At 36.5% G+C, this 20,884-nt stretch carries 21 protein-coding genes; 8 read left to right on the top strand and 13 right to left on the bottom strand.

What is annotated here, in order from left to right:
• Positions 1 to 80: 80 nt before the first annotated feature.
• Entirely contained in the window at positions 81 to 500 is a 420-nt protein-coding gene (locus tag ACQ33O_RS05920) for a hypothetical protein (protein ID WP_430994645.1), read from the bottom strand.
• Between the two features lie 98 nt (positions 501 to 598).
• Positions 599 to 1,690 (bottom strand): anhydro-N-acetylmuramic acid kinase, encoded by a 1,092-nt coding sequence (locus ACQ33O_RS05915; RefSeq protein WP_430994644.1) that lies wholly within the window; start codon positions 1,688 to 1,690, stop codon positions 599 to 601.
• 70 nt (positions 1,691 to 1,760) lie between these two features.
• Between ACQ33O_RS05915 and upp the strand changes: the two genes are divergently transcribed.
• Together upp and ACQ33O_RS05905 are read left to right on the top strand one after the other, a co-directional pair.
• Positions 1,761 to 2,411, top strand: coding sequence for a uracil phosphoribosyltransferase (gene upp, locus ACQ33O_RS05910; RefSeq protein WP_430994643.1), 651 nt, complete (start codon positions 1,761 to 1,763; stop codon positions 2,409 to 2,411).
• A 70-nt stretch (positions 2,412 to 2,481) separates the two neighbouring features.
• The gene (locus ACQ33O_RS05905; protein WP_430994642.1) at positions 2,482 to 3,498 is read left to right on the top strand and encodes a PorP/SprF family type IX secretion system membrane protein; all 1,017 of its coding nucleotides are present in this window, start codon (positions 2,482 to 2,484) and stop codon (positions 3,496 to 3,498) included.
• Here ACQ33O_RS05905 and ACQ33O_RS05900 read toward each other — a convergent pair whose 3' ends face one another.
• Together ACQ33O_RS05900 and ribD are read right to left on the bottom strand one after the other, a co-directional pair.
• Positions 3,499 to 4,113 carry an IMPACT family protein gene (locus ACQ33O_RS05900; RefSeq protein WP_430994641.1) on the bottom strand — a complete coding sequence of 205 codons (615 nt, stop codon included), beginning with the start codon at positions 4,111 to 4,113 and terminating at the stop codon, positions 3,499 to 3,501.
• The gene (gene ribD, locus ACQ33O_RS05895) at positions 4,110 to 5,165 is read right to left on the bottom strand and encodes a bifunctional diaminohydroxyphosphoribosylaminopyrimidine deaminase/5-amino-6-(5-phosphoribosylamino)uracil reductase RibD (RefSeq protein WP_430994640.1); all 1,056 of its coding nucleotides are present in this window, start codon (positions 5,163 to 5,165) and stop codon (positions 4,110 to 4,112) included. Before ribD ends, ACQ33O_RS05900 begins: the two co-directional genes overlap by 4 nt.
• A gap of 41 nt (positions 5,166 to 5,206) precedes the next feature.
• On the opposite strand from ribD, the gene prmC reads away from it, so the two are divergent.
• Positions 5,207 to 6,088: a peptide chain release factor N(5)-glutamine methyltransferase gene (prmC, locus tag ACQ33O_RS05890; RefSeq protein ID WP_430994639.1), complete on the top strand. Its 882-nt coding sequence runs from the start codon at positions 5,207 to 5,209 to the stop codon at positions 6,086 to 6,088.
• On the opposite strand, the gene ACQ33O_RS05885 is transcribed toward prmC, so the two are convergent.
• The 5 genes from ACQ33O_RS05885 to ACQ33O_RS05865 all read right to left on the bottom strand — a co-directional run bounded on the left by ACQ33O_RS05885 (position 6,072) and on the right by ACQ33O_RS05865 (position 10,121).
• Positions 6,072 to 6,479: an ExbD/TolR family protein gene (locus ACQ33O_RS05885; RefSeq protein ID WP_430994638.1), complete on the bottom strand. Its 408-nt coding sequence runs from the start codon at positions 6,477 to 6,479 to the stop codon at positions 6,072 to 6,074. The two genes, prmC and ACQ33O_RS05885, sit on opposite strands and share 17 nt — an antisense overlap.
• A 9-nt stretch (positions 6,480 to 6,488) precedes the next feature.
• Complete coding sequence (locus tag ACQ33O_RS05880; RefSeq protein WP_430994637.1) at positions 6,489 to 7,166, bottom strand: MotA/TolQ/ExbB proton channel family protein; 678 nt, start codon at positions 7,164 to 7,166, stop codon at positions 6,489 to 6,491.
• 175 nt (positions 7,167 to 7,341) lie between these two features.
• Entirely contained in the window at positions 7,342 to 8,265 is a 924-nt protein-coding gene (locus ACQ33O_RS05875) for an SPFH domain-containing protein (RefSeq protein ID WP_430994636.1), read from the bottom strand.
• 45 nt (positions 8,266 to 8,310) lie between these two features.
• Entirely contained in the window at positions 8,311 to 9,561 is a 1,251-nt protein-coding gene (gene pepT, locus ACQ33O_RS05870) for a peptidase T (RefSeq protein WP_430994635.1), read from the bottom strand.
• Positions 9,562 to 9,695: 134 nt separating this feature from the next.
• A complete protein-coding gene (locus ACQ33O_RS05865) occupies positions 9,696 to 10,121 on the bottom strand; it encodes an FKBP-type peptidyl-prolyl cis-trans isomerase (protein WP_430994634.1) in 426 nt (141 codons plus the stop codon).
• A gap of 109 nt (positions 10,122 to 10,230) precedes the next feature.
• On the opposite strand from ACQ33O_RS05865, the gene ACQ33O_RS05860 reads away from it, so the two are divergent.
• From ACQ33O_RS05860 to fmt, 5 genes are all read left to right on the top strand, one after another.
• Positions 10,231 to 11,460: an exo-beta-N-acetylmuramidase NamZ family protein gene (locus tag ACQ33O_RS05860; protein ID WP_430994633.1), complete on the top strand. Its 1,230-nt coding sequence runs from the start codon at positions 10,231 to 10,233 to the stop codon at positions 11,458 to 11,460.
• Between the two features lie 288 nt (positions 11,461 to 11,748).
• The gene (locus tag ACQ33O_RS05855) at positions 11,749 to 13,005 is read left to right on the top strand and encodes a hypothetical protein (protein WP_430994632.1); all 1,257 of its coding nucleotides are present in this window, start codon (positions 11,749 to 11,751) and stop codon (positions 13,003 to 13,005) included.
• 3 nt (positions 13,006 to 13,008) lie between these two features.
• The gene (locus ACQ33O_RS05850; protein WP_430994631.1) at positions 13,009 to 14,238 is read left to right on the top strand and encodes a hypothetical protein; all 1,230 of its coding nucleotides are present in this window, start codon (positions 13,009 to 13,011) and stop codon (positions 14,236 to 14,238) included.
• Positions 14,239 to 14,247: 9 nt separating this feature from the next.
• Entirely contained in the window at positions 14,248 to 15,522 is a 1,275-nt protein-coding gene (locus tag ACQ33O_RS05845; RefSeq protein ID WP_430994630.1) for a hypothetical protein, read from the top strand.
• Positions 15,523 to 15,561: 39 nt separating this feature from the next.
• Entirely contained in the window at positions 15,562 to 16,509 is a 948-nt protein-coding gene (gene fmt / locus ACQ33O_RS05840; RefSeq protein ID WP_430994629.1) for a methionyl-tRNA formyltransferase, read from the top strand.
• A gap of 11 nt (positions 16,510 to 16,520) precedes the next feature.
• Here fmt and ACQ33O_RS05835 read toward each other — a convergent pair whose 3' ends face one another.
• The 4 genes from ACQ33O_RS05835 to ACQ33O_RS05820 are packed head-to-tail and all read right to left on the bottom strand — an operon-like array spanning position 16,521 to position 20,880.
• The gene (locus ACQ33O_RS05835; RefSeq protein WP_430994628.1) at positions 16,521 to 17,105 is read right to left on the bottom strand and encodes a nitroreductase family protein; all 585 of its coding nucleotides are present in this window, start codon (positions 17,103 to 17,105) and stop codon (positions 16,521 to 16,523) included.
• Positions 17,106 to 17,165: 60 nt separating this feature from the next.
• Positions 17,166 to 18,134, bottom strand: a complete 969-nt coding sequence (locus ACQ33O_RS05830) for a LysM peptidoglycan-binding domain-containing protein (RefSeq protein ID WP_430994627.1) — start codon at positions 18,132 to 18,134, stop codon at positions 17,166 to 17,168.
• Between the two features lie 52 nt (positions 18,135 to 18,186).
• On the bottom strand, positions 18,187 to 19,563 hold the full coding sequence (locus ACQ33O_RS05825) for a methyltransferase RsmF C-terminal domain-like protein (RefSeq protein WP_430994626.1): 1,377 nt from the start codon (positions 19,561 to 19,563) through the stop codon (positions 18,187 to 18,189).
• 24 nt (positions 19,564 to 19,587) lie between these two features.
• The gene (locus ACQ33O_RS05820; protein ID WP_430994625.1) at positions 19,588 to 20,880 is read right to left on the bottom strand and encodes a TolC family protein; all 1,293 of its coding nucleotides are present in this window, start codon (positions 20,878 to 20,880) and stop codon (positions 19,588 to 19,590) included.
• Positions 20,881 to 20,884: the final 4 nt, after the last annotated feature.

Genomic DNA, 20,884 nt, shown 5'->3' with positions numbered 1-20,884 from the left:
GTAATTCTACTCTTAAAATCGAAACACTTTAGTTAAAAAGTAATTTCGAAAAATTTGTTAGTAAATGATATAGTGTAAGGTTAATTTGTTTTCGCACTCAATATTTTCACCCCAACACTATCCGTTCCTTTTGGTGCAAAATATTTTGTTTTGAAATCGACTGATTTACCGGGAGTAATTTCGTCATAAACGGTTTCCTTATCTTTTTCTAATAAGGCGCCGGTTTTACTAATGAAAGATAATTCCAACTGTACATCTTTATAGGTACAAACTTTGGCATTGTTTGTCACTTCTACCTTTATAACCGTTTGCCCAATCAAATTACGTTTATCACGAGCACTTGCTTTTAAAAACATAGTCGGATTTTTCTTTTCCTTTTCTTCCAGTGTTTCTTTGGTTTTTTCGTAGCTGTCTTTTTCTGCTTTAGCATCTTCCGTTTTATTATTACATGCAGCAACTACCATTGAAGCAATTACTAACAGACCGAATATTTTTTTCATTGTACAAATTTTTACACAAGAAAATAATTAAAAAGAAAATAGTTTGTTAAAGTGGTGGTGTGCCATTGACTATGGACGATGGTCAATAGAAGTGATATCTAATCTGTGTTGCCAAGCCACATAGCACCGCCAATACTATTTTGTACAGCACCGGTTACAGAAGAAAGTACATTCACTTCTTCTCTCCAACGTAATACGCCTATCAAAGCCATAACCAGAGCTTCCTTGTATTGAATGAGTTTTTCATCGGGCACAAAAACATTGATCCCTTTCGGAGATAAATGAACTGTTAATCTTTCAATTAAAAATTTATTAAGAGCTCCGCCACCGGTTACAAGGAGCTGGAGGTTGGAGGTTGGAGATTGAAAGTTGGGAGAGGCTTTACTAATTTGAGCAGCGATATGTTCTACATAAGTTGCTAAAGCATCTTCGATGGATAACGATGCATTTTTTATCAAAGGATAAATAATATCTGTCCCATAACTATTGGCCAAAGATTTCGGGTATGGCTGACTGTAATATTCTAATGCATTTAATTGTTGTAATAATTGTTGATTGATCTTTCCTATAGCTGCTATTCGGCCTTCATCATCATAAAACAAATCCTTTGCACCAACCAACATATTTAACACTCGGTTAGCCGGACAAATATCATAGGCAATATATTTTTCATCTTGCTTAAAAGAAATATTTGCAATGCCACCAATATTTAAAAAACAATTGAATTGGGGAAATAATAATTTATGCCCGATCGGTACTATCGGTGCCCCTTGTCCGCCGAAGGCGATATCTAAATTTCTAAGATCACTTACTACCGGTAATTTTGTTGTAGCAGCAATGGCAGCACCATCACCTAACTGAGCTGTCATTTTTTTTGCAGGCACATGAAAAGTTGTATGCCCGTGTGAGGCTATCAAATGCACTTTATGCTCTAAATTATTTGCAGTAATAAATTCATTTATTTTTTCGCCTATGTAATGGCCGTAAGCGGTATGCAATAGCTGATAATTCAATGCTGAAAGATCAATAGCAGTTTTTAATTTATTTGTCCATTCATCAGTATAGGCAATGCACTCACCCTGTATAATTTCATAATTCCATTTACCGCCGGTTTCTTCAAATACCACGTAAGCGATATCCAGTCCGTCTAAGGAACTACCGCTCATGATGCCAATTGCCCTGTAAATCATAAATAAATTTTAGTTTCTGCGATGCAAAATATAGATTTGTAGATATAGATCGTTAAAAACTGCAATTTTTATGGTAATTAATCTCAGTAAAGAACATTCACTGGTTAGCAATTGGGTAAGTGAGTTAAGAAATGTGGATGTACAAAATGACCGAATGCGTTTTCGCAGAAACCTTGAACGCATTGCGGAAGTAACTGCCTACGAGATCAGTAAAACCATGGAATGGGATGAAAAAGAAGTACAGACTCCACTTGGTACTGCTAACGCAAAAATGCTGAAAGCTCAACCTATACTGGCTACTATTTTAAGAGCCGGATTGGGTATGCATACGGGTTTGCTCAATTATTTTGATAAAGGTGAAAACGCTTTCATCAGTGCGTATAGGAAACATAAGCCAGACGGAAGTTTTGACATCCAAATAGAATACATGAGTTGTCCGGAGGTGGACGGGAAAGTCATCATTATTAGCGACCCAATGATTGCAACAGGCGCTTCTCTTGTAAAAGCCATTCAGTTCTTAAAAGATGAGGGAGAGGTTAAACAAATACACGTGGTATGTGCTATTGCCTGCACCGTAGGAATAGAATATGTTTTGAGAGCCGAACCTAAAGCTACTATCTGGTGTGGCGATATTGATGATGAACTAACCGCTAAAGGATATATTGTTCCAGGGTTGGGAGATGCCGGTGATCTTGCCTTTGGAAGCAAAATGCAGAGCTGATCTAAAAATTAATGATTTTGATACAGCATTTTAAGACAATTTATTATCTTTAATAAATAGAAACTGACTGATGAAATTGAGAAATATTTTTTTATTCATATGTACCCTACTGCTTATCAATACTGTTAAAGCACAGGATCCTCATTTTTCACAATTTTTTTCCTCTCCGCTAACACTTAATCCTGCTTTTACCGGTAAGTTTGACGGCATATTTCGTTTGGCTGCTAACCATAGGGACCAATGGCCATCGATACCAAAAGCTTATGTAACTACAAGTGGATCAGTTGATTTCGGTATTTTGAAAAAGGCATTGCCTGAGAATGATATTTTGGGTATTGGTTTTTCCGGATTAAGCGATCAAAGCGCCGACAATGCGCTGAAACTTAATTTCGGTTCACTGTCAATGAGCTATCATAAAGCTCTAGATGAAGAGGGTAATAATACATTCGGCGCCGGTATTCAGGCAACATACAGCAGTTTAAATTTAGATGTTACAAAACTTAGGTTTGAAGATCAGTTAACAGCTAATGGCTTTACAAAACCAACAACTTCGGAAGTTTTAACCAACGGTAGCACTCAAAACTATTTTGATGTAAATGCAGGTTTATTATTTTCGGGTTCAAGCACAGGAGAAAACAATTATTATTTTGGTGCCTCTGTTTACCATATCAATCAACCTGCTGTTGGATTCATTGACCAATTATGGCTATTGCAACCACGTCTTACCATACACGGCGGTTATTCTACACCGATAGATGACAAAAATGGTTTTCATAGCTCTGCAATTTTCCAATATCAAAATCAGGCTTCAGAGTTTGTGGCCGGTGGTGCTTTTTCGAGAAGATTAAATGATGTTGATAATGAAAAGGTTTCTAATCTTTATCTTGGTGCATGGTATAGATTGAAAGATGCCGTAATTCCTTATGTAGGATTAGAATTCAATAATATTCTTCTTGGATTTAGTTATGATGTAAACGTATCTTCATTAAAAGCAGCAACTGCCAGCAAAGGTGGTACAGAAATATCTTTGATTTATATTCAGAAAAAAGAAGAGCACGGAAAAGGTGTTCCTTGCCCAAGATTTTAATTACTGCTTTTTTATCTCAACATTTTTCAATTCGTTTAAGGCATACAACACTTCTGTTGTACGATTGATCGGCATTCCGATGTTTACAATGCAAAATAGCTGTAACTCCTGATTCAGCACGGTGCAATTATATTTTTTCAGAATCATCATCACATCATTCATCTGTGTATAATCAAACTGGATAGCATAATTGATCTCGATCGGTTTTTGAACGATCGGCACTGTTTGTAAAACCAATGCTGTAGCGGTTTTATATGCGTTGATCAAACCGGGCACACCGAGTAAAGTACCTCCCCAATATCTTACCACAATTACAGCCACATCAGTAATTTCTTTGCTATCAATTTGTCCTAAGATAGGCTTACCGGCAGTTCCCGAAGGCTCTCCATCATCACTACTGCGGAATGTATTTCCATCTAACCCTATCCGATAGGCAAAGCAGTGATGAACAGCTTTAGGGTGTTCTTTTTTGAGTTGTTGTAAATGCTTTTTAAAATCATCGGCAGTTGTTATCGGAAAAGCATACGCAATAAATTTACTACCTCTGTCTTTAAATTCAGCAGAAGCAATTTGACTGATGGTCAGATAATATTCTTTATCGATGATGGTTGTCAATTTTTATAAAATTCTATTTTATCTGAATGAATACTTTTCGTTGCTAATAATTTAGGAGAAATAAATTGGGGTGCTGCAATTCCATTTTCTATATTTAATTGCTCGTTGGTAATGACAACAACTTCATCCCACAAATTTTTGTCAATAAAAGATTGCAACAATTTTGCTCCACCTTCTACAAATACACTTTGAATATTTAATTGATATAATGCATCAAGTATTTGCGTAATAAAGTCTTCAGCAACATTTATTTTATGGTAAAATAAATTTTCTCCGTCTTCATGTTTGATCGTATTAAACACAATTGTTTTCACTTTCTTATCGAACAAATTCAATGTTGTAGGTAGTGTCAGTGTCTTATCAATAACCAACCTAACCGGATTCTTACCTTCCCAGAGTCGTGTTGTTAAAGATGGATTGTCATACAATGCAGTGTTGGTGCCAACTAAAATAGCATCCTCTTCGCTACGCCAACGATGCATTAATTTATTTGTTTGATCATTGCTGATCGCAACGCTTGAATAATCGGCATTGGCAATTTTACCATCGGCGCTCTGAGCCCACTTCAATATAATAAACGGTCTTTTCTTCTGATGAAAAGTGAAGAATCTTTTGTTCAATTCCAACGCATCATTTTCTAAAACACCCGTTACAACTTCAATACCTGCATCTTTTAATTTTTGAATGCCTTTACCAGACACTTCTTTATAAATATCTGTACAAGCAATGACTACAGAAGGTATTTTATTTTTGATGATAAGGTCTGCACAAGGTGGTGTTTTGCCGAAATGAGCACATGGTTCTAGTGAAACATATAAAGTACTTTTTTCTATCAATGAACGATCAGCTTCTGAAACACTATTGATACAATTCACTTCCGCATGCGCTTTTCCATATTGTTGATGGTATCCTTCACCAATTATTCTGCCTTCATGCACCAACACGGCACCCACCATTGGATTAGGTGCTACTGCCCCTAACCCAAGTTTTGCCAACTCAAGGCACCGATGCATATATGATTCATGACCTGTCAAGTGAGCAAAATTACGCATACAGCAGCAATCGGCTGAAAAAATAAACTAAGTTTGCGTGGATGACAATTAGAACTATATATAGAAATTTTCAGGAGCGATTGTTGAACCTATATAATATTAATGAAGCTACGATCATAACCGATTGGTTAATGGAAAATATCGGACAGTTTTCAAAAACAGATATTTTACTTACTCCTGATAAAGAAATTTCTAAAACAACGAGACAAAGAATTGAAACTTGCTTGCAGGAATTACTTGAACATAAACCCATACAGTATGTTATTGGACAGGCATGGTTTTATAATATGAAGTTGAAAGTTAATAAACATGTTTTAATACCGAGGCCAGAGACTGAAGAATTAGTGAAAATTGTGACTGATCATTTACGATTTTCGACTTACGATTTACGCAACAGTTCCTCCGAGATCGTAAATATTTTAGATATAGGTACCGGCAGTGGATGTATTCCTATAGCAATAAAAAAAGATTTTCCGCATTCAACAGTTACAGCAATTGATATTAGCGAAAATTCGCTTGATCTTGCAAAAGAAAATTCAATTGCTCAAAATACTTCGATCAATTTTATAGAATTTGATTTTTTAGATGAAAGCAAGTGGCAAGAGTTGCCAACTTTTGATGTGATCGTAAGTAATCCCCCTTACATTCCTGTTAGTGAAAAAGAAAGATTAGACAAAAATGTAACAGAGTACGAACCATATTCTGCTTTATTTGTACCCAATGACAGGCCTTTATTATTTTATGAAAAGATAGCCGCTTTCGGCAGGATACATCTCAACAATAACGGAAAAATATTTGTTGAAATACACGAAAATTTTGGGAAAGAGACAGCTGCATTGTTTGCATCCGGTTACGAAAACGTAGAAATAAAAAAAGACCTATCAGGAAAAGAAAGATTTGTAATAGCTACTCTGTTCCGCTAACGGTAGCCGATGTTGTAGCACCTAAACGGCGAGCCACTTTCATCACTTTTACAATTTCGCCCCAGGCAGAAGATGAATCTGCATTGATCACTACGGCCGGTTTTACACTGTCTCCTTCGTTGATATATTTTTTCAAGGCCGATTCAAGAGAGTCCATAATAACCAATTTTGAACCGACGTATACATGCTTTTCTTTGTCAACACTAACAACAACACTTTGTTTTGTTTTTGTATCGCTTTTTGCCTTGGGCACACTCATCTTTATCACATTCGGATTAGCCAATGTAGATATCATTAAAAAGAACATCAGTAGTATAAACAGAATATCATTCAATGGACCGGCGTCCACTTCATTGTGATTATCTCTAAGTCTATTTTTTCTTAAGCTCATTTTTTAAAATTATCTGGTTGGTTCTTGCAGAATATCAATAAACTCACTACTTGCCGCCTCCATTCTGTTTGCTGTTCTGTTGATCTGTGTATCGAGATAGCTATATCCTAAATATGCCAGCATACCAATGATCAATCCACTTGCAGAAGTGATCAGTTTTATATACATCGCATCAGCGATCTGACTTACGGATGGGTTGCTGATGGTTGCAAAATCTTTCAACAACAATACCAACCCAACGATCGTTCCCACAAAACCAAACAACGGTGCAATACGTGAGATAACCGAAAGTATAGAAAGGTTTTTTTCCATTTTATACATTTCAAGCTTACCTACATTGTCCATACTTTTTTCAATAGCATCAATCGGCTTACCAATTCTTTGTAAACCTTTATCGATCATTCTTGCCACAGGATTATCGGTATTTTTCGCAAGGCTTCTTGCAGCAGTAACATTACCTGTAACAATATTATCACGAATGATGCTCATAAAATTATCTTCTATTTTACTTGCTTTGCGAATGGCCAATAATCTTTCAATAAAAACAAAAATTGCCAGCGCAAACAAAATACCCAGCGGTATCATCAGTGGTCCACCCTTGCTCAGCAAGCTCCATGTATTTTCTTTTTCAGCAACAGCCTTAGCTGCTATGGCCAAACTATCGATTTGTAAAAAAATGTCAAACATGTATTAAAGGATTTTGTGCAAATGTACTTGTTTCTTTTTTTATGCTATAATTATACCAACTCTTCTGCAATATGACTAGTGTGGCTTCAATTTGATACAAATCGGCCTATAAAAAATTGTTAAAGAATAAAATAAAAAAGCCCCGAAATACGGGGCTTTAGTAATTATTGATGTTTTATTTTTTATCTCCCATTTGTTGCATGGCCATTATCTGACGCATGGTTTTTTCCATTCCTTCACTGCTTCCATCAAGGAAAATAACATTCCCTTTACCATATTCTGCAAAGTTTTTAATGGCTTCGGTCCACATACTAAAGAGGATCACATTGGTATCTAAATTAGCTTGTTTCATTTGTTCAGCAGCCTGACTCATACCTTTGGCCACTTCTTCACGGAACAAAGCCACACCCTGACCACGTAACTGAGCTGCTTGTTTTTCAGCTTCAGCAGAAATTTTAATAGAATTACCCTCAGCTTCAGCCGCTTTGGTTTTTGTGATCAATAAAGCCTGACCTTCATTTTCTGCAGCAGCTTTTAAGTTATTACTTGCCACTACCTTGCTCATACTTTGTATGATAGCCTCATCAAAAGTAATATCGTTGATCTGCAGATCCTGCAAATGATAACCCCAGCTTTCAAGCGTAATATCTACCTGCTCTTTTACATTTTCAACAATATCTCTACGTACGTTCAATACCTCCGCTTGTTTTTTTGTAGATACAAAAGCCCTGATACTTCCTTCAACGGTACGTATCAAAGCTTGCATCAGATCCTTTTCACTGATAAACTTAAACGCTACATTCTTGATCGTTTCTTCATCAACATTCACAACAGAATAAAGCAACATCGATTTAAAATAAACATTTGCCTGATCTACCGTTACTGCCTGAAACTCCAACTCTACCGAGCGGTTTTGAATACTCACTTTTTTGAATATCTGCTCCAGAAAAGGAATTTTAAAATTCAACCCCGGCCGCATGATTCGACGGTATTTACCAAACATGGTTACAACACCAATTGTACCTTGTTGTATAGTTACAAAACATCCTAAAATTGCCAATACGAGCAACGCCGCCGGCAAGTACTTAAATAAATCCATAGTTTTAAAATTTGTGATGAAGTTATGATAATTTTATTCTATTGGCTAACTTTTTTCTTCCCAGATCATACTCAAATGCACAATAGTTTCGGCAGCTTTCCCCATATCTTTTGTTCCGATCCACTCCAATTTGCTATGGATGTTTTGCATACCTGTAAAAATATTCGGACAAGGCAATCCCATAAAACTTAAACGGCTACCATCGGTGCCGCCACGAATACTCTCTGTTATCACTTTAAGTCCGGTTCTTTCAATGGCTTCTTTCGCATACGCCGCTACCTGCGGATTTTTATCTAATACTTCTTTCATATTACGATATTGTTCCTTTGCAATGTATTGCATAGTTGCACCAGGATATTTTGCAACAATATCTTCAGCTATTTTTTTTAAGCGATCATGATGCAATTGTAAAGCAGCTGTATCAAAATCTCTCACAATAAAATCTATAGTGGCTTTTTCTGCGATTCCATTTACTGATACAGGATGCACAAAGCCTTGTTTTTTATCGGTTGTTTCGGGACTCCATTCATTTTTTGGTAAGGCATCTAAAACTGCTCCGGCAATTTTTAATGCATTCACCAGTTTGTTTTTTGCATAGCCCGGATGAACGATCACCCCATCAATAATAATTGTTGCGCCATCCGCACTGAATGTTTCGTCTTCTAAACAACCAGCTTCCCCTCCATCCAAAGTGTATCCGAATTTTGCTCCGAGTTTTTGCATATCCAACATTGCAGTTCCTTGCCCAACTTCTTCATCAGGAGTAAATAATATTTTTATATCGCCATGTTTTACTGCCGGATTTTGAATAAAGAAGAATGCGGCTTCCATAATTGCCGCTACACCACTTTTATCATCAGCACCTAATAATGTTAAGCCGCTTGCTGTAATAATTCCATGATTGATGTGTTCTTTTAAATACGGTGATCTTGTTGGGGATAAAATTTGTGTCGGATCATCGGGCATGACAATATCCTTTCCATCGTAATAACGGTGAAGGATAGGTTTTACATTGGTGCCGCTGCAATCCGGTGCCGTATCCACATGAGCACAAAAACAAATAGGCGGTATATCTTTCTTGTCGCTGTTAGATGGAATGGTTGCATACACATAACCATATTCATCTGTTGTTGCATCCATAATACCCATGGCAAGCAATTCTCTTTGCAACAGTTTACTCAGATCCTTTTGTTTTTCTGAAGATGGATGCGATGCACTTGTTGGATCGCTTTGTGTATCTATTTGTACATAACGCATGAAACGTTCGGCTACATTATCGGGACTGATGTAGATCATGAATGATTAAATTTTGAAGTACGAATTTAGGTAATGAAAAACGAGAAATGAAAAATGAAAAATTTGGGCTTTAGAAAAAAAATGAGCAATCTACTTTTGCAGATTGCTCATTACTAATTTTTATTTTTTCATTTTTAATTAATAGAAACAAGTTCAATATCAAATATCAACTCTTGTCCGGCTAAATGATGATTAGCATCTAAAATGATCACATCGTCTTTAACTTCAACCACAACAACCGGAATTGGTTGACCGTATTGGTTGCTCAAGGTCAACTGCATACCAGCTTCCAATTTCATATCCGCAGGAACATTTTCTTTTGGAAAATCAATGATCGCTGTAGGATCTTTTTCTCCGTAAGCATCTGCCGCAGGAATATTAACTGTTTTTTTATCGCCAATTGCCATGCCCGGGATAGCAGCATCAAAGCCTTTGATCATTTGTCCGGCACCAACTGTAAAAGCCAAAGGCTCTCTTCCAACAGAAGAATCAAATTGTTCTCCGTTTACTAATTTACCTGTGTAATGCACTGAAACTGCATCTCCATTTTTTGCTTGCATAAATTTTTGTTTACTTCTAACCCCACACGGGGCCTGAAGGTGAATAAATGAATTGCAAAGTAAATGATAAATAGCTAATTGAATTGAAATTTTTCATGAACTTTACAGCATGAAGAAAACCCGATTTCTATTCGTTTTATTGATAATCATAGCATTAAACGGCTTTGCACAAAATAATATTACTCCGGCGGCAGATAGACTGGATACTTATTTGCCGCTATTAAAAGGCAAATCTGTTGCGGTTTTTGCCAACCAAACCAGCATGGTTAGGAGTACGCACCTGGTAGATACATTGGTGAAAAGAGGTATTAAGATCGTAAAGATATTTGGGCCAGAGCATGGCTTTAGAGGGGTTGCCGACGCAGGTGAGCATATTGATAATACAGTAGATAAAAAGACAGGTATCAAAATAATCAGCTTGTACGGAGATCATAAAAAACCTACAGTTGATGATCTTAAAGGAGTTGATGTAATGTTGTTTGATATACAGGATGTAGGTATTCGTTTCTACACATTCATTTCTTCTTTACAATATTATATTGAAGCGGCATTAGAAAATCACAAACCGTTATTGATATTAGACAGACCAAACCCGAATGGTTTTTATGTTGATGGGCCGGTATTGGAACCAAAGTTTAAAAGTTTTGTAGGAATGCAACCTGTGCCAATTGTATATGGCATGACGATCGGCGAATACGCCATGATGATCACAGGCGAAAAATGGTTGTCTGCGAAAGCCAATAAGATCAACAGTTATAATATTACAACTAAACCAACAGCAGATACCCCGTTTCATATTATGGTGATCAAATGTCTGAATTATGATCACAAAAGCAAATACATATTACCCGTTAACCCATCCCCTAATTTAAGAGAGATGCAAAGCGTTTATGCGTATCCGTCAACTTGTTTTTTTGAAGGAACAGTTTTGAGTGAAGGAAGAGGAACAGATAAACCTTTTCAAATTTTTGGACACCCATCTTTACCCGATACCTTATACAGCTTTACACCAAAACCTAACGAAGGAGCAAAAAGCAGTAAATGCTTTAACCAGCTTTGCTATGGTTGGAATATCAGCGGCACAAGGGAAGAAATGTTAACTAAACTGAATAAAAGAATTCAACTAAAATATTTGCTTAATGCCTATAAATTATTTCCTGACAAGGAAAACTTTTTCTTAAAAACCAATTTCATTAATAGCTTGGCAGGAACAGATAGTTTAATGAAACAAGTTAAAGCAGGAAAATCTGAATGGGCCATCAGAAAGAGTTGGGAACCCGGCTTAAACAAGTTTAAAAAAATAAGAAAGAAGTATTTATTGTATAAAGATTTTGAATAAATACAACTTGGCACTTTTCCATTTATTACGACATAGCATTATATTTAAAATTTTCTGTTGTTACTTTTTTTGCGGAAAAAAAGTAACCAAAAAAGCCGCCGACAAAGCATTACCCCCCTCTTTGTCGGTGGGTTCCTTGATTTTGCTTTTGTACTACTGTAAACTGGTCCTCGGTAATTCTACATCATGTTATATTTTCAAACCGATAGATCATCCGATTCAAGCGGAATTTTTTATTTCAGAAAAAAAAAGTACATTTAGTGATTATACATCAAGACCTTATACGTGATGAAAAAAGCGATTTTAGTCACTCTCTTTTTTTCTATCGGATTTTTAATTAAAGCACAAACCATAGGCATTAAGACCAGTGCCGTTCGATTTCCATTGGGCTTTTCAACTGCGTTAGGACAAAAAATCTCCTTTTATGATGATGGCAATGCCGGCAACAATAATTACGGCATAGGTATTCAAAGCGGCTTATTACAAATTCATTCGGATAGCATTAACCACGACATAGCAATGGGCTATGGTAGCAGTGCTAATTTTACAGAAACATTCAGGTTTAAAGGAAATGGTAATTTGGGTATTGGAATTACGAATCCGGAAAAAGCCATCGATATTAAAGGTAAAATAAGGGTTCGCAACCCTGGCAACACTGCTAACACTGCCGGATTTTGGATGAATAACTCGTCAAACAGTACTACTCCAGCATTCATTGGTTTGCAAAATGACACAACAGTAGGTTTTTATGGTCAAGTATCCGGCTGGTCGTTAGTAATGAATACCACTACCGGTTATCTTGGCATAAAAAATTCAACTCCTAAGGCGCCCTTATCTTTTCCTGCAACGCTTGGAAAAAAGATATCAGTATTTTCTGGAACGAATGGCAATAATGGTTTTGCGGTTTCTGGTAATCGGTTACAAATTTTTTCAGAAAACCCTTCTGCCGGTGTAGCTATCGGAAATATATACATGTACAATCCGGGCTTTGGCGATCCACTTGAACCGCGTTTTAATAATTCTTTCGAAGTAAAAACGAATGGAGCATTGGCTCTAAAGAAAAATACAGGACTTGCAGGGCAGTATTTAATTTCAAGTGGATCATCAACAGCACCAACCTGGCGTTATGTTGATAAATACAAACCGGAAATAAGTTACCAAACCGGAGACCAGATTACATTAATTCCCCCGGCAGCTATAGAAATCCCCGGACTAGCAAAAACAATTAATGTCCAAATCGGAGATTTCTTTTATGTAAAATTTGACTTTGAAATTGAAGCGGAAAGTATTGCATGTGGTGCTTGTGGACCAAGCGAAGTTGAAATTAGTCTTGATGACGGGGGCTACACAGAAAAAGTATTTGAATACTATATTGCTAACGGACAAAAAACTCATTTGAAAGGTAGTTATATGTTACCTGTAATAGGTAGCGGCAATCATTTTTTTAAAGTTGTCGCCGGTATTAGCACTGGCCCATCAGTGAAAATAGGAAGTGCTTCAAGCAGTTTTTCGAAAACATATTTAATAACCGAAAGAGTTGATTAATATATGATCAAAACCATAATAAAAATATCATCTTCCTTTTTTTTATTTACTGTTGTAAATGTTTCTGCACAAAATGTGGGTATTGGTACAAGCACACCTCGTTTTCCACTGAGTTTTTCAACTTCACTAGGGCAAAAAATAGGGTTATGGGATGATTTGAACGCTAATGGTTATAATTACGGAATAGGTATACAAAGTGGTTTATTGCAATTTCATACTGACTATTCTTTTAGCGATGTATTAATTGGATACGGTAAAAGCTCAGGTTTCACAGAAAATTTCAGATTTAAGGGAAATGGCAATGTTGGGATCGGAACAAGTGATCCTCAATTTTTATTAGATGTAAATGGACAAATAAAACTTCGCAATGATGGCAATCTTTCGATACCGCAAGGCATACTTTTCAATGCAGGTGCATTTCCATTTCCAGTTGCAATGCTTGGCATGAGAAGTGATTTAACCTGGGGCTTAATGAGTGGATCGGGCAACTGGGGATTAAACTATTCATATTTGTACGGAGGTTTAGGTGTTAATTGCGAACCTACATCGCCTTTGATGTTCCCTTCAGTTTTAGGTAAAAAGATTTCTTTGTACCCAGGTGCAACAGGTGATGTAGGCTTTGGTGTTTCCGGCAACAGGTTGCAGATTTTCTCTGATAACCCAAATGCTGATATAGCTATAGGTAAAGATGTAAACGGAACTTTTACTGAAAACTTTACAATTAAACCAAATGGCGCATTGGCTGTTAGTGGAAATACCGGAACTACAGGTCAATATTTAATGTCAAACGGACCGTCGGCACCACCGGAATGGAAAACTCTTACCAGTAACTTACCGGAAAAAATATTGAATACCCAGAGAGTTACAGTTTTAAGTAGCAATAATTTCCCCGAATTTATTCCCGGACTTACAAAACAATACAACATGCCCGCCGCAGGTAAAGTAATGGTAAGTTTTGAAGTTGAAGTTGAAACAGTAGTTTGTTCTTTCTGTGGCATTTCTACTTATGAAATATGGATCGATGACAAAAGCGGATCACCCAAAATGATATTTAAGGATTATCTGGAAAATGGTTCGAGAAAATTCACTTCAGGTAAAATTTTGATGGATGTTCCTGCAGGCACAAACTACTGTGATTTATTGATTAAAAGAGTAAGTGGCCCATCAATAATAGTTGGTGCTGTTGATCAGGTTCAACGTAACAATTACATGATTTTTGAAATTATAGATTAAGCAATTGTAATGAAAAAAATATTCATCATAACAATATTACTCGTAGCAAAACAAATTGTTTCTGCACAGAACATTGGTATCAATTTTTCTTCTCCAAGATTTCCATTAAGCTTCGCTCCTGTCAATGGAGAGAAAATATCGCTATGGGATAACGGCAATGTTAATGGAACTCAATATGGCTTTGGCATACAAAATGGCGTACTACAATTGCATACAGATTTTTCCGGAGCTGATGTTGTATTTGGATATGGTAAAAGCAGCGGATTAAATGAAACTGTTCGTTTTAAAGGAAACGGAAGAATGGGGATTGGTTTAAATGATCCGGCGTATCCTTTAGATATAAATAGCAGGTTCAGAATAAGAAACCGTGGTGGTAATAACCCAGCAGGCGTCATTTTTACCAGTGTGACAAACGACAATGATGGTGCAGCAAATTTTACCGGATTACTAAATGATACTACTGTTGGAATGGGGCAATTATATCAGAACAATATTCTAGCGCCGCTGAACATTGATATAAGAACCGGTAATGTTGGTATAGCAACCAAATCTACAAATTACAGTTTATCCCTCCTTCGTCCGGAAGAATTATTTTTCCCTCCATTTTATCGAAAAATGATAAACCTATATCCAGCAGCGTCAGAAACCTCGGTTGGGTTTGGAATTGGAGTTACCGATGACCCATCCTCATTGCTGCTTTACAGTGATAATATAAATGCAGATGTTGCTTTTGGTTATGACCAATACAGCAATGGTTTCAACGAAATATTTGCCGTAAAGCCTAGTGGCGCTTTAGCAATTTTAGGTAATACAGGAAACAACAATGATATATTGCAATCCAATGGCTCTGGTAGTGCGGCAAATTGGAAGCCGATAACTTTCAATATTCCTGAAATAATTGAAACGACAGATTTTGCAAATGTTTCTGCCGGGCTTGGCTCATATGTCTACATTCCCGGACTTTCAAAAACATTTAATATGACCAATAGTGGTAAAGTAATGGTCGATCTAAATTTGACAACCTATGTGTCCGGTTGCATAGTATGTGGACGAGCTACTTTTGAAGTAATAATAGTTAAGAATGGAGTTACCGAACAAATTTTCCGTCATAATGTTGATTACCCAAGTGCTAAAACCATCAACAATACAGCCTTATTGGATGTCTCCTCAGGCTCTAACACTATAGATATTTACACTCGTTGGGTTAGCGGTTCCGGCTATACAATTGGTGCCCCTGCTGATGTATTATCAAGCGGCTACATGACCTTTGAAATTTTAGACTAAGCAAACTCATAAATAGTTTGTATAAGTTATCTTCGCCGCATGGCTTCTTTTCAACAATTGAGAATCATATTTATGGGCACACCTGAATTTGCTGTTGCATCATTGGATGCATTGGTAAAAGCAGGCTGCAATATTGTTGGTGTAATTACTGCACCCGATAAACCTGCAGGCCGTGGCATGGAATTACAACAAAGTGCTGTAAAAAAATATGCTGTTGACAAAGGGTTACATATTTTACAACCGGAGAAATTAAAGAACCCTGAATTTTTAGCAACACTAAAATCTTTGAATGCTGATCTGCAAATTGTAGTTGCATTCAGAATGTTGCCTGAAGTGGTATGGAATATGCCACCAATGGGCACTATCAATGTACATGGTTCTTTATTACCGAAATACAGAGGTGCGGCACCGATCAACTGGGCCATCATAAACGGAGAAAAAGAAACTGGTGTTACTACATTCAAATTAAAACATGAAATAGATACGGGAGATATTTTATTGCAGGAAAAAATTGTTATCAGAGATGATGAGAATGCAGGCGAGCTGCATGATGAAATGAAAGATGTTGGGGCAAAACTATTAGTAAAAACTGTTGAAGGATTAGCAAATGATTCGATTCAAGAAACTCCGCAACAACTTCCAACCTCCAACCTCCAACCTTTGCCTCATGCTTCGAAAATTTTTACTGATACCTGTAAGATTGACTGGGATAAAAAAGTTGATGAAGTGTATAATTTAATCCGTGGTTTATCTCCTTATCCGGCGGCTTTTACTTTTTTGGATGGTAAAAAATTAAAGATATTTTCTGCTCAACGTCAGGAAGACTCTAAGCCGTCAGACGCATTAACAGGTTCTTTTGAAACAGATAAAAAAACATTTTTAAAATTCGCTTGTTCTGATGGTTATATATCGGTAAAAGAAATTCAACTAGAGGGAAAGAAAAGGATGGATATTGAAGATTTTTTAAGAGGCTATCGATTTGCTTAGACTAAATAATTTTATTTTACCCATTTAACCTTTTCTTCTATCGGCACTACCCGCCTACCCTTTGTTTCTGCATCTGCATAACCCAGAAAAATTTGACCAACTATTACATCTTCCTCTCTTAATTTAAAATAATTTTTCATTACCTGATGATGAACCATTCCGCCGGTTGACCAAAGTGTGGCAATTCCTAAAGAAGTTGCTCCAAGCAAAATATTCTGAATTGAAGTTGATACAGCCGACAACTCTTCTATCGGTGGTATCTTCGGTAAATTACCTCTTCTCATAATGGCAATGATGATATGTGAAACCGTATCTCCATTGTGAAGAATTTTGTCATAATTAGCCTGTAGGTATTTTTCCGGAGATGTCGCCAACTTATACAATTCTGCATGGTCTTTAGAAAATATTTTTACACCTTCGCCTCCATACACCACAAAACGCCAAGGCTCAGTATTACCATGCGTTGGCGCCCAATCGGCCAGCTCAATCAATTGTTCGATCTGCTCATCTGGAATAACTTTTCCATTCATGTGAGCAGGCTTTGTGCTTCTTCTATGCTTAATTACATCAACAAGCTTTGCAAAAGAGTCATTCATAATTGTAAAATAAAAAAGGCAGTAAATTTAAGTACTGCCTTCGTTCATAATTTTAATATTCTATTTTATATAAGAAACAGAGCAATTAAATTTTCCTGCATTAACGCCTAATTCTCCTGCAGCTGCATTACTTAATCTTAGCAACAAGCCGTTGTTTTGTTTAATATCGGGCATTACCATATCTAATACTTTAGCATAAATACTCACTCCATTTTCTTCATTTGTTATTTTCATAATTGTTCCGGGAGCAGCTGAATTATGCAAACAATAATACTTACCATCTTCCCAGCCTGCATTGCTTTTGAATATATCAGCGACACCGGTTTCATCAACAACATTTCCTTTCTTCGTTTGTGATATATATACAGTTTTGAATGCACCGCCGTTAAAATCCTTTGCAGTTCTTACAATAGGGGCTGTCTCAGTCTTCTTCGGCGCACTAACAACAGGCTCTTCAATTTTTGTTTCTTTTACCGGAGTCTCTTTTATTTTTACGGGTTCTTCCTTTATTGCTACTACCGGTTCATTCTTAACAACCGGAGGCGCTTGAACAACTGGATTGGATGATTTGGAATACCCAACAATTATTTTTGCTCCTTCACTCAAACCATCTGTTGTAAGATTGTTCCATTTTTTAATATCAGCGATCGGCACTTTACCATACTTAACACTGATGCCATACAAGGTTTCTTTCGGGGCAACTGTGTGATAGATCGGCGTACCTGTTGCCGAAGATTTAACTGCTTCTTTTACCGGAGCAGGATCGTTTTTAACAACAGGATTTTCTTTCACAACAGCAGGAGTAGTTGTTGTTTTAGCAGGAGCTACTTTCGGCACTTTTAATACCTGACCAAGCGATAGTCCTTTTTCATAATCAATATTGTTCAATTTGGCCAACTCCCTGCCATTGATATTGTACATACGTCCAATACTTGTCAGACTTTCTTTTGGGCCAACGGTATGTGTTGTATAAGTTTGCGCCATCCCAAATAGTGGCAGAAAAAAAAGTATTGTAAATATCTTCTTCATAATTAAGTATTTCTTCTACAAAGATGCAAAAATTTGTTGGTTAGTTGCACCCTTATTTATTAAGAATGCGCCAGTTGGCGGGGTAATAATTATTCACCCGATTGTGCAAAACCTTTACCCAGCCTAAAGGCAATTGATTATAAGTTAAAAGTGACCAGCCTCTTTTATCAAAATCGATCTTTATTTCCTGTTTGCGCAAATATTGTAATGCTGTTTCTTTATCAACCTCAACTGATGGAACTTTTTCTTTCACAATTGTGCCAAGTGCCAATTCATGATCAGGTATTAATTCATCCCGGATAATTGTACCCAATTTTATGCCAGCTTTTTTAATATATAAAGATGATTGAATGGTAGCCAGGTCTTGTTCCAAATGACTTGGTAGTGCAATCACTTCGTCCTTTTGTTTGATAAAGAAAAAGTCACTTGGATTTTTTAAATATGTTTTAACTACTTCAATTTCTTTTGCGGTCAATCTTTCTGATTTACCTTTTTTAAATTTTTCCTGAAAAGCTTCATCTAAAGTTTTCTTTTTTGTAAAAGCTGCAATAAAAAAACCTTCGCCCTTTACTTTATTAGGATAAAATCTATAACCAAAAGCATTGTTTTTTTTTGACTGTGTTTCAACGATTCCCCAATTTCCATCAACTTCCAACTTCAAACTTCCAACCTCCAACTCTTCCACTACCCAATCAGCTATCTCTTCATCTTCAGTTTCTGAGTAAGAGCAAGTGGAATATATCAAGGTGCCGCCATCTTTTAGACTTGGTATAATATCCGCCAAGATCCTTTGTTGACGTTGACCACAGAGTTCTACATTTTGTTCACTCCATTCATTGATTGCTTCAGTATCTTTTCTAAATAAGCCACTACCACTGCATGGCGCATCTACTACTATCACATCAAAATAATTTCGCAATCTTTGAAAATCTTTTGGATCGTTATTGGTTACAATGACGTTGGTTGCTCCCCATTTTGTAATATTCTCAGACAAAATATTTACTCTTGTCTTAATTACTTCATTACTTACCAATAAACTTTTATCGGAGATCAAAGATTGTAGTAAAGTAGATTTTCCACCCGGTGCTGCACATAAATCTAATACTTTGATGGGTTGAGATAGATCAACTGTTTGCTTTAATGCCTCTTCTAAAAACATACTACTTGCTTCCTGTACATAATAAGCTCCTGCATGGAACAATGGATCGAGTGTAAAGGATGGACGTTCGGGAAGGTAGTAGCCATTTGGATTCCACGGCACTTGCTCTAATTGATCATTGAATATTGAATATTGATTGTTGAATATTTTATTCGGGTTCCTTCTTATCGAAGTTATCTGCTCACCTGATTGATGCACTTTTTCAAAAGCCTCCTGATCGAAGCCGAGAACATTTTGTAAAGAATTGAGAAGCGCTACAGGAAGCAACATTGTATTATAAATTATTACACGAAGTTAAAAGCTAAGTGTATTACTTACTCTTTTTAATTCAACTTCTGCAACCTTTGCAGCGTAGCTCAAACTCACCAATCTGAAACCGGCATCTTCAAAACTTTTTTGCGCTTCACGTACTTCAATGATAGTAGCCGAAGCTAATTGAAAACGCTCTAAAGAAAGGCCTACCAATTGTTGCGAAAGCTGATACGTATTTTGTTGTGTTTTTAATTGCTCGATGCTGTTTGTATAAGATTGATAGGTTTTAGTAACCGAGGTTTGATAATCTAACAAAAGATTTTCCTTTTGAAGCTTTGCATTTTTTGTATTGATGCTTGCTGTTTGTTGCTGACGTTTAACAGCTCCGCCGTTGTAGATCGGTACGGATAGACTTAAACCAACAAATGGACCATAAGATTGATTCAACAATAACTGGCCTGCAGCACTTTGGTTTCTTCCGAAATTCAAACCTGTATTAGCTCTTAAAGAAGGCTTTTTTAAAGCAGCAGTTTCTTTTTCGATCAACTCATTGATCTTTATTTGATGATCTAAAGAAATTATTTGAGGATTTGCAATAATACTGTTAGTAATAGCTGTCAACTGAATGGTTGTGTCAATAATGATCGTATCACTTATATTAATCGCAGAATCGGGGCGTACATTTAATAAATTTAGCAGGTCGGTTTTTGTTTGCGCCACAATCAATTGCTGCGTTTGCATATCTTGCATTCTTGTATTCAGATCTATTTGCGATTGAAATATATCTGCATTATTAGCAAGCCCTACTCCTTTTTTTGTTTGTACTAACTCTAATTGCTTGTTAGAAAGATCAATGCTTTGTTGCAATGTTTTCATATAACTCTGCTGCCTTACAACATCATAATATTTGAGCATTACATCGGCAATGATATTTTGTATTTGAGTATTCAGTTGTTGTTCACTTTGTTTTTGCAATTCTTCCAGTCTTTTCTTTGTTGCAACAACTCTATATCCATTAAACAACAACATAGTTCCCGTAATGTTTGCATTGAGTGCGTTGGAGGCCGCCCCTGTTCTGCTTATCTCCGTTCCCGTATTAAGTTTCTGATTAATATTTACGATACTTTCCTGATCGGTTGCTGTGGCAGTTACAGTAGGTAATCCACCGGCAACACCGATATTATTATTGATAGTATTAATTTCAACGATATTTTTTGCTATCTGAATATCAAAATTATTTTTAAGTGCAATGTTGACAGCATCCAGCAAAGTAAGTTGTTGTGCATTTGCATTTGCAACAAAAAATATCGAGAGTATAATGAATAAACGCTTCATGTAT

The sequence above is a fragment of the Ferruginibacter sp. SUN002 genome, assembly GCF_050611725.1.
GTDB lineage: Bacteria > Bacteroidota > Bacteroidia > Chitinophagales > Chitinophagaceae > Ferruginibacter.
This window is presented reverse-complemented; position numbering and strand designations above follow the sequence as displayed.

Coding starts and splice junctions, on each gene's coding strand:
- ACQ33O_RS05920 (WP_430994645.1), bottom strand. CDS start 500: ATGAAAAAAATATTCGGTCTGTTAGTAATTGCTTCAATGGTAGTTGCT.
- ACQ33O_RS05915 (WP_430994644.1), bottom strand. CDS start 1,690: ATGATTTACAGGGCAATTGGCATCATGAGCGGTAGTTCCTTAGACGGA.
- upp (WP_430994643.1), top strand. CDS start 1,761: ATGGTAATTAATCTCAGTAAAGAACATTCACTGGTTAGCAATTGGGTA.
- ACQ33O_RS05905 (WP_430994642.1), top strand. CDS start 2,482: ATGAAATTGAGAAATATTTTTTTATTCATATGTACCCTACTGCTTATC.
- ribD (WP_430994640.1), bottom strand. CDS start 5,165: ATGCGTAATTTTGCTCACTTGACAGGTCATGAATCATATATGCATCGG.
- prmC (WP_430994639.1), top strand. CDS start 5,207: ATGACAATTAGAACTATATATAGAAATTTTCAGGAGCGATTGTTGAAC.
- ACQ33O_RS05885 (WP_430994638.1), bottom strand. CDS start 6,479: ATGAGCTTAAGAAAAAATAGACTTAGAGATAATCACAATGAAGTGGAC.
- ACQ33O_RS05880 (WP_430994637.1), bottom strand. CDS start 7,166: ATGTTTGACATTTTTTTACAAATCGATAGTTTGGCCATAGCAGCTAAG.
- ACQ33O_RS05875 (WP_430994636.1), bottom strand. CDS start 8,265: ATGGATTTATTTAAGTACTTGCCGGCGGCGTTGCTCGTATTGGCAATT.
- pepT (WP_430994635.1), bottom strand. CDS start 9,561: ATGATCTACATCAGTCCCGATAATGTAGCCGAACGTTTCATGCGTTAT.
- ACQ33O_RS05865 (WP_430994634.1), bottom strand. CDS start 10,121: ATGCAAGCAAAAAATGGAGATGCAGTTTCAGTGCATTACACAGGTAAA.
- ACQ33O_RS05860 (WP_430994633.1), top strand. CDS start 10,231: ATGAAGAAAACCCGATTTCTATTCGTTTTATTGATAATCATAGCATTA.
- ACQ33O_RS05855 (WP_430994632.1), top strand. CDS start 11,749: ATGAAAAAAGCGATTTTAGTCACTCTCTTTTTTTCTATCGGATTTTTA.
- ACQ33O_RS05850 (WP_430994631.1), top strand. CDS start 13,009: ATGATCAAAACCATAATAAAAATATCATCTTCCTTTTTTTTATTTACT.
- ACQ33O_RS05845 (WP_430994630.1), top strand. CDS start 14,248: ATGAAAAAAATATTCATCATAACAATATTACTCGTAGCAAAACAAATT.
- fmt (WP_430994629.1), top strand. CDS start 15,562: ATGGCTTCTTTTCAACAATTGAGAATCATATTTATGGGCACACCTGAA.
- ACQ33O_RS05835 (WP_430994628.1), bottom strand. CDS start 17,105: ATGAATGACTCTTTTGCAAAGCTTGTTGATGTAATTAAGCATAGAAGA.
- ACQ33O_RS05830 (WP_430994627.1), bottom strand. CDS start 18,134: ATGAAGAAGATATTTACAATACTTTTTTTTCTGCCACTATTTGGGATG.
- ACQ33O_RS05825 (WP_430994626.1), bottom strand. CDS start 19,563: ATGTTGCTTCCTGTAGCGCTTCTCAATTCTTTACAAAATGTTCTCGGC.
- ACQ33O_RS05820 (WP_430994625.1), bottom strand. CDS start 20,880: ATGAAGCGTTTATTCATTATACTCTCGATATTTTTTGTTGCAAATGCA.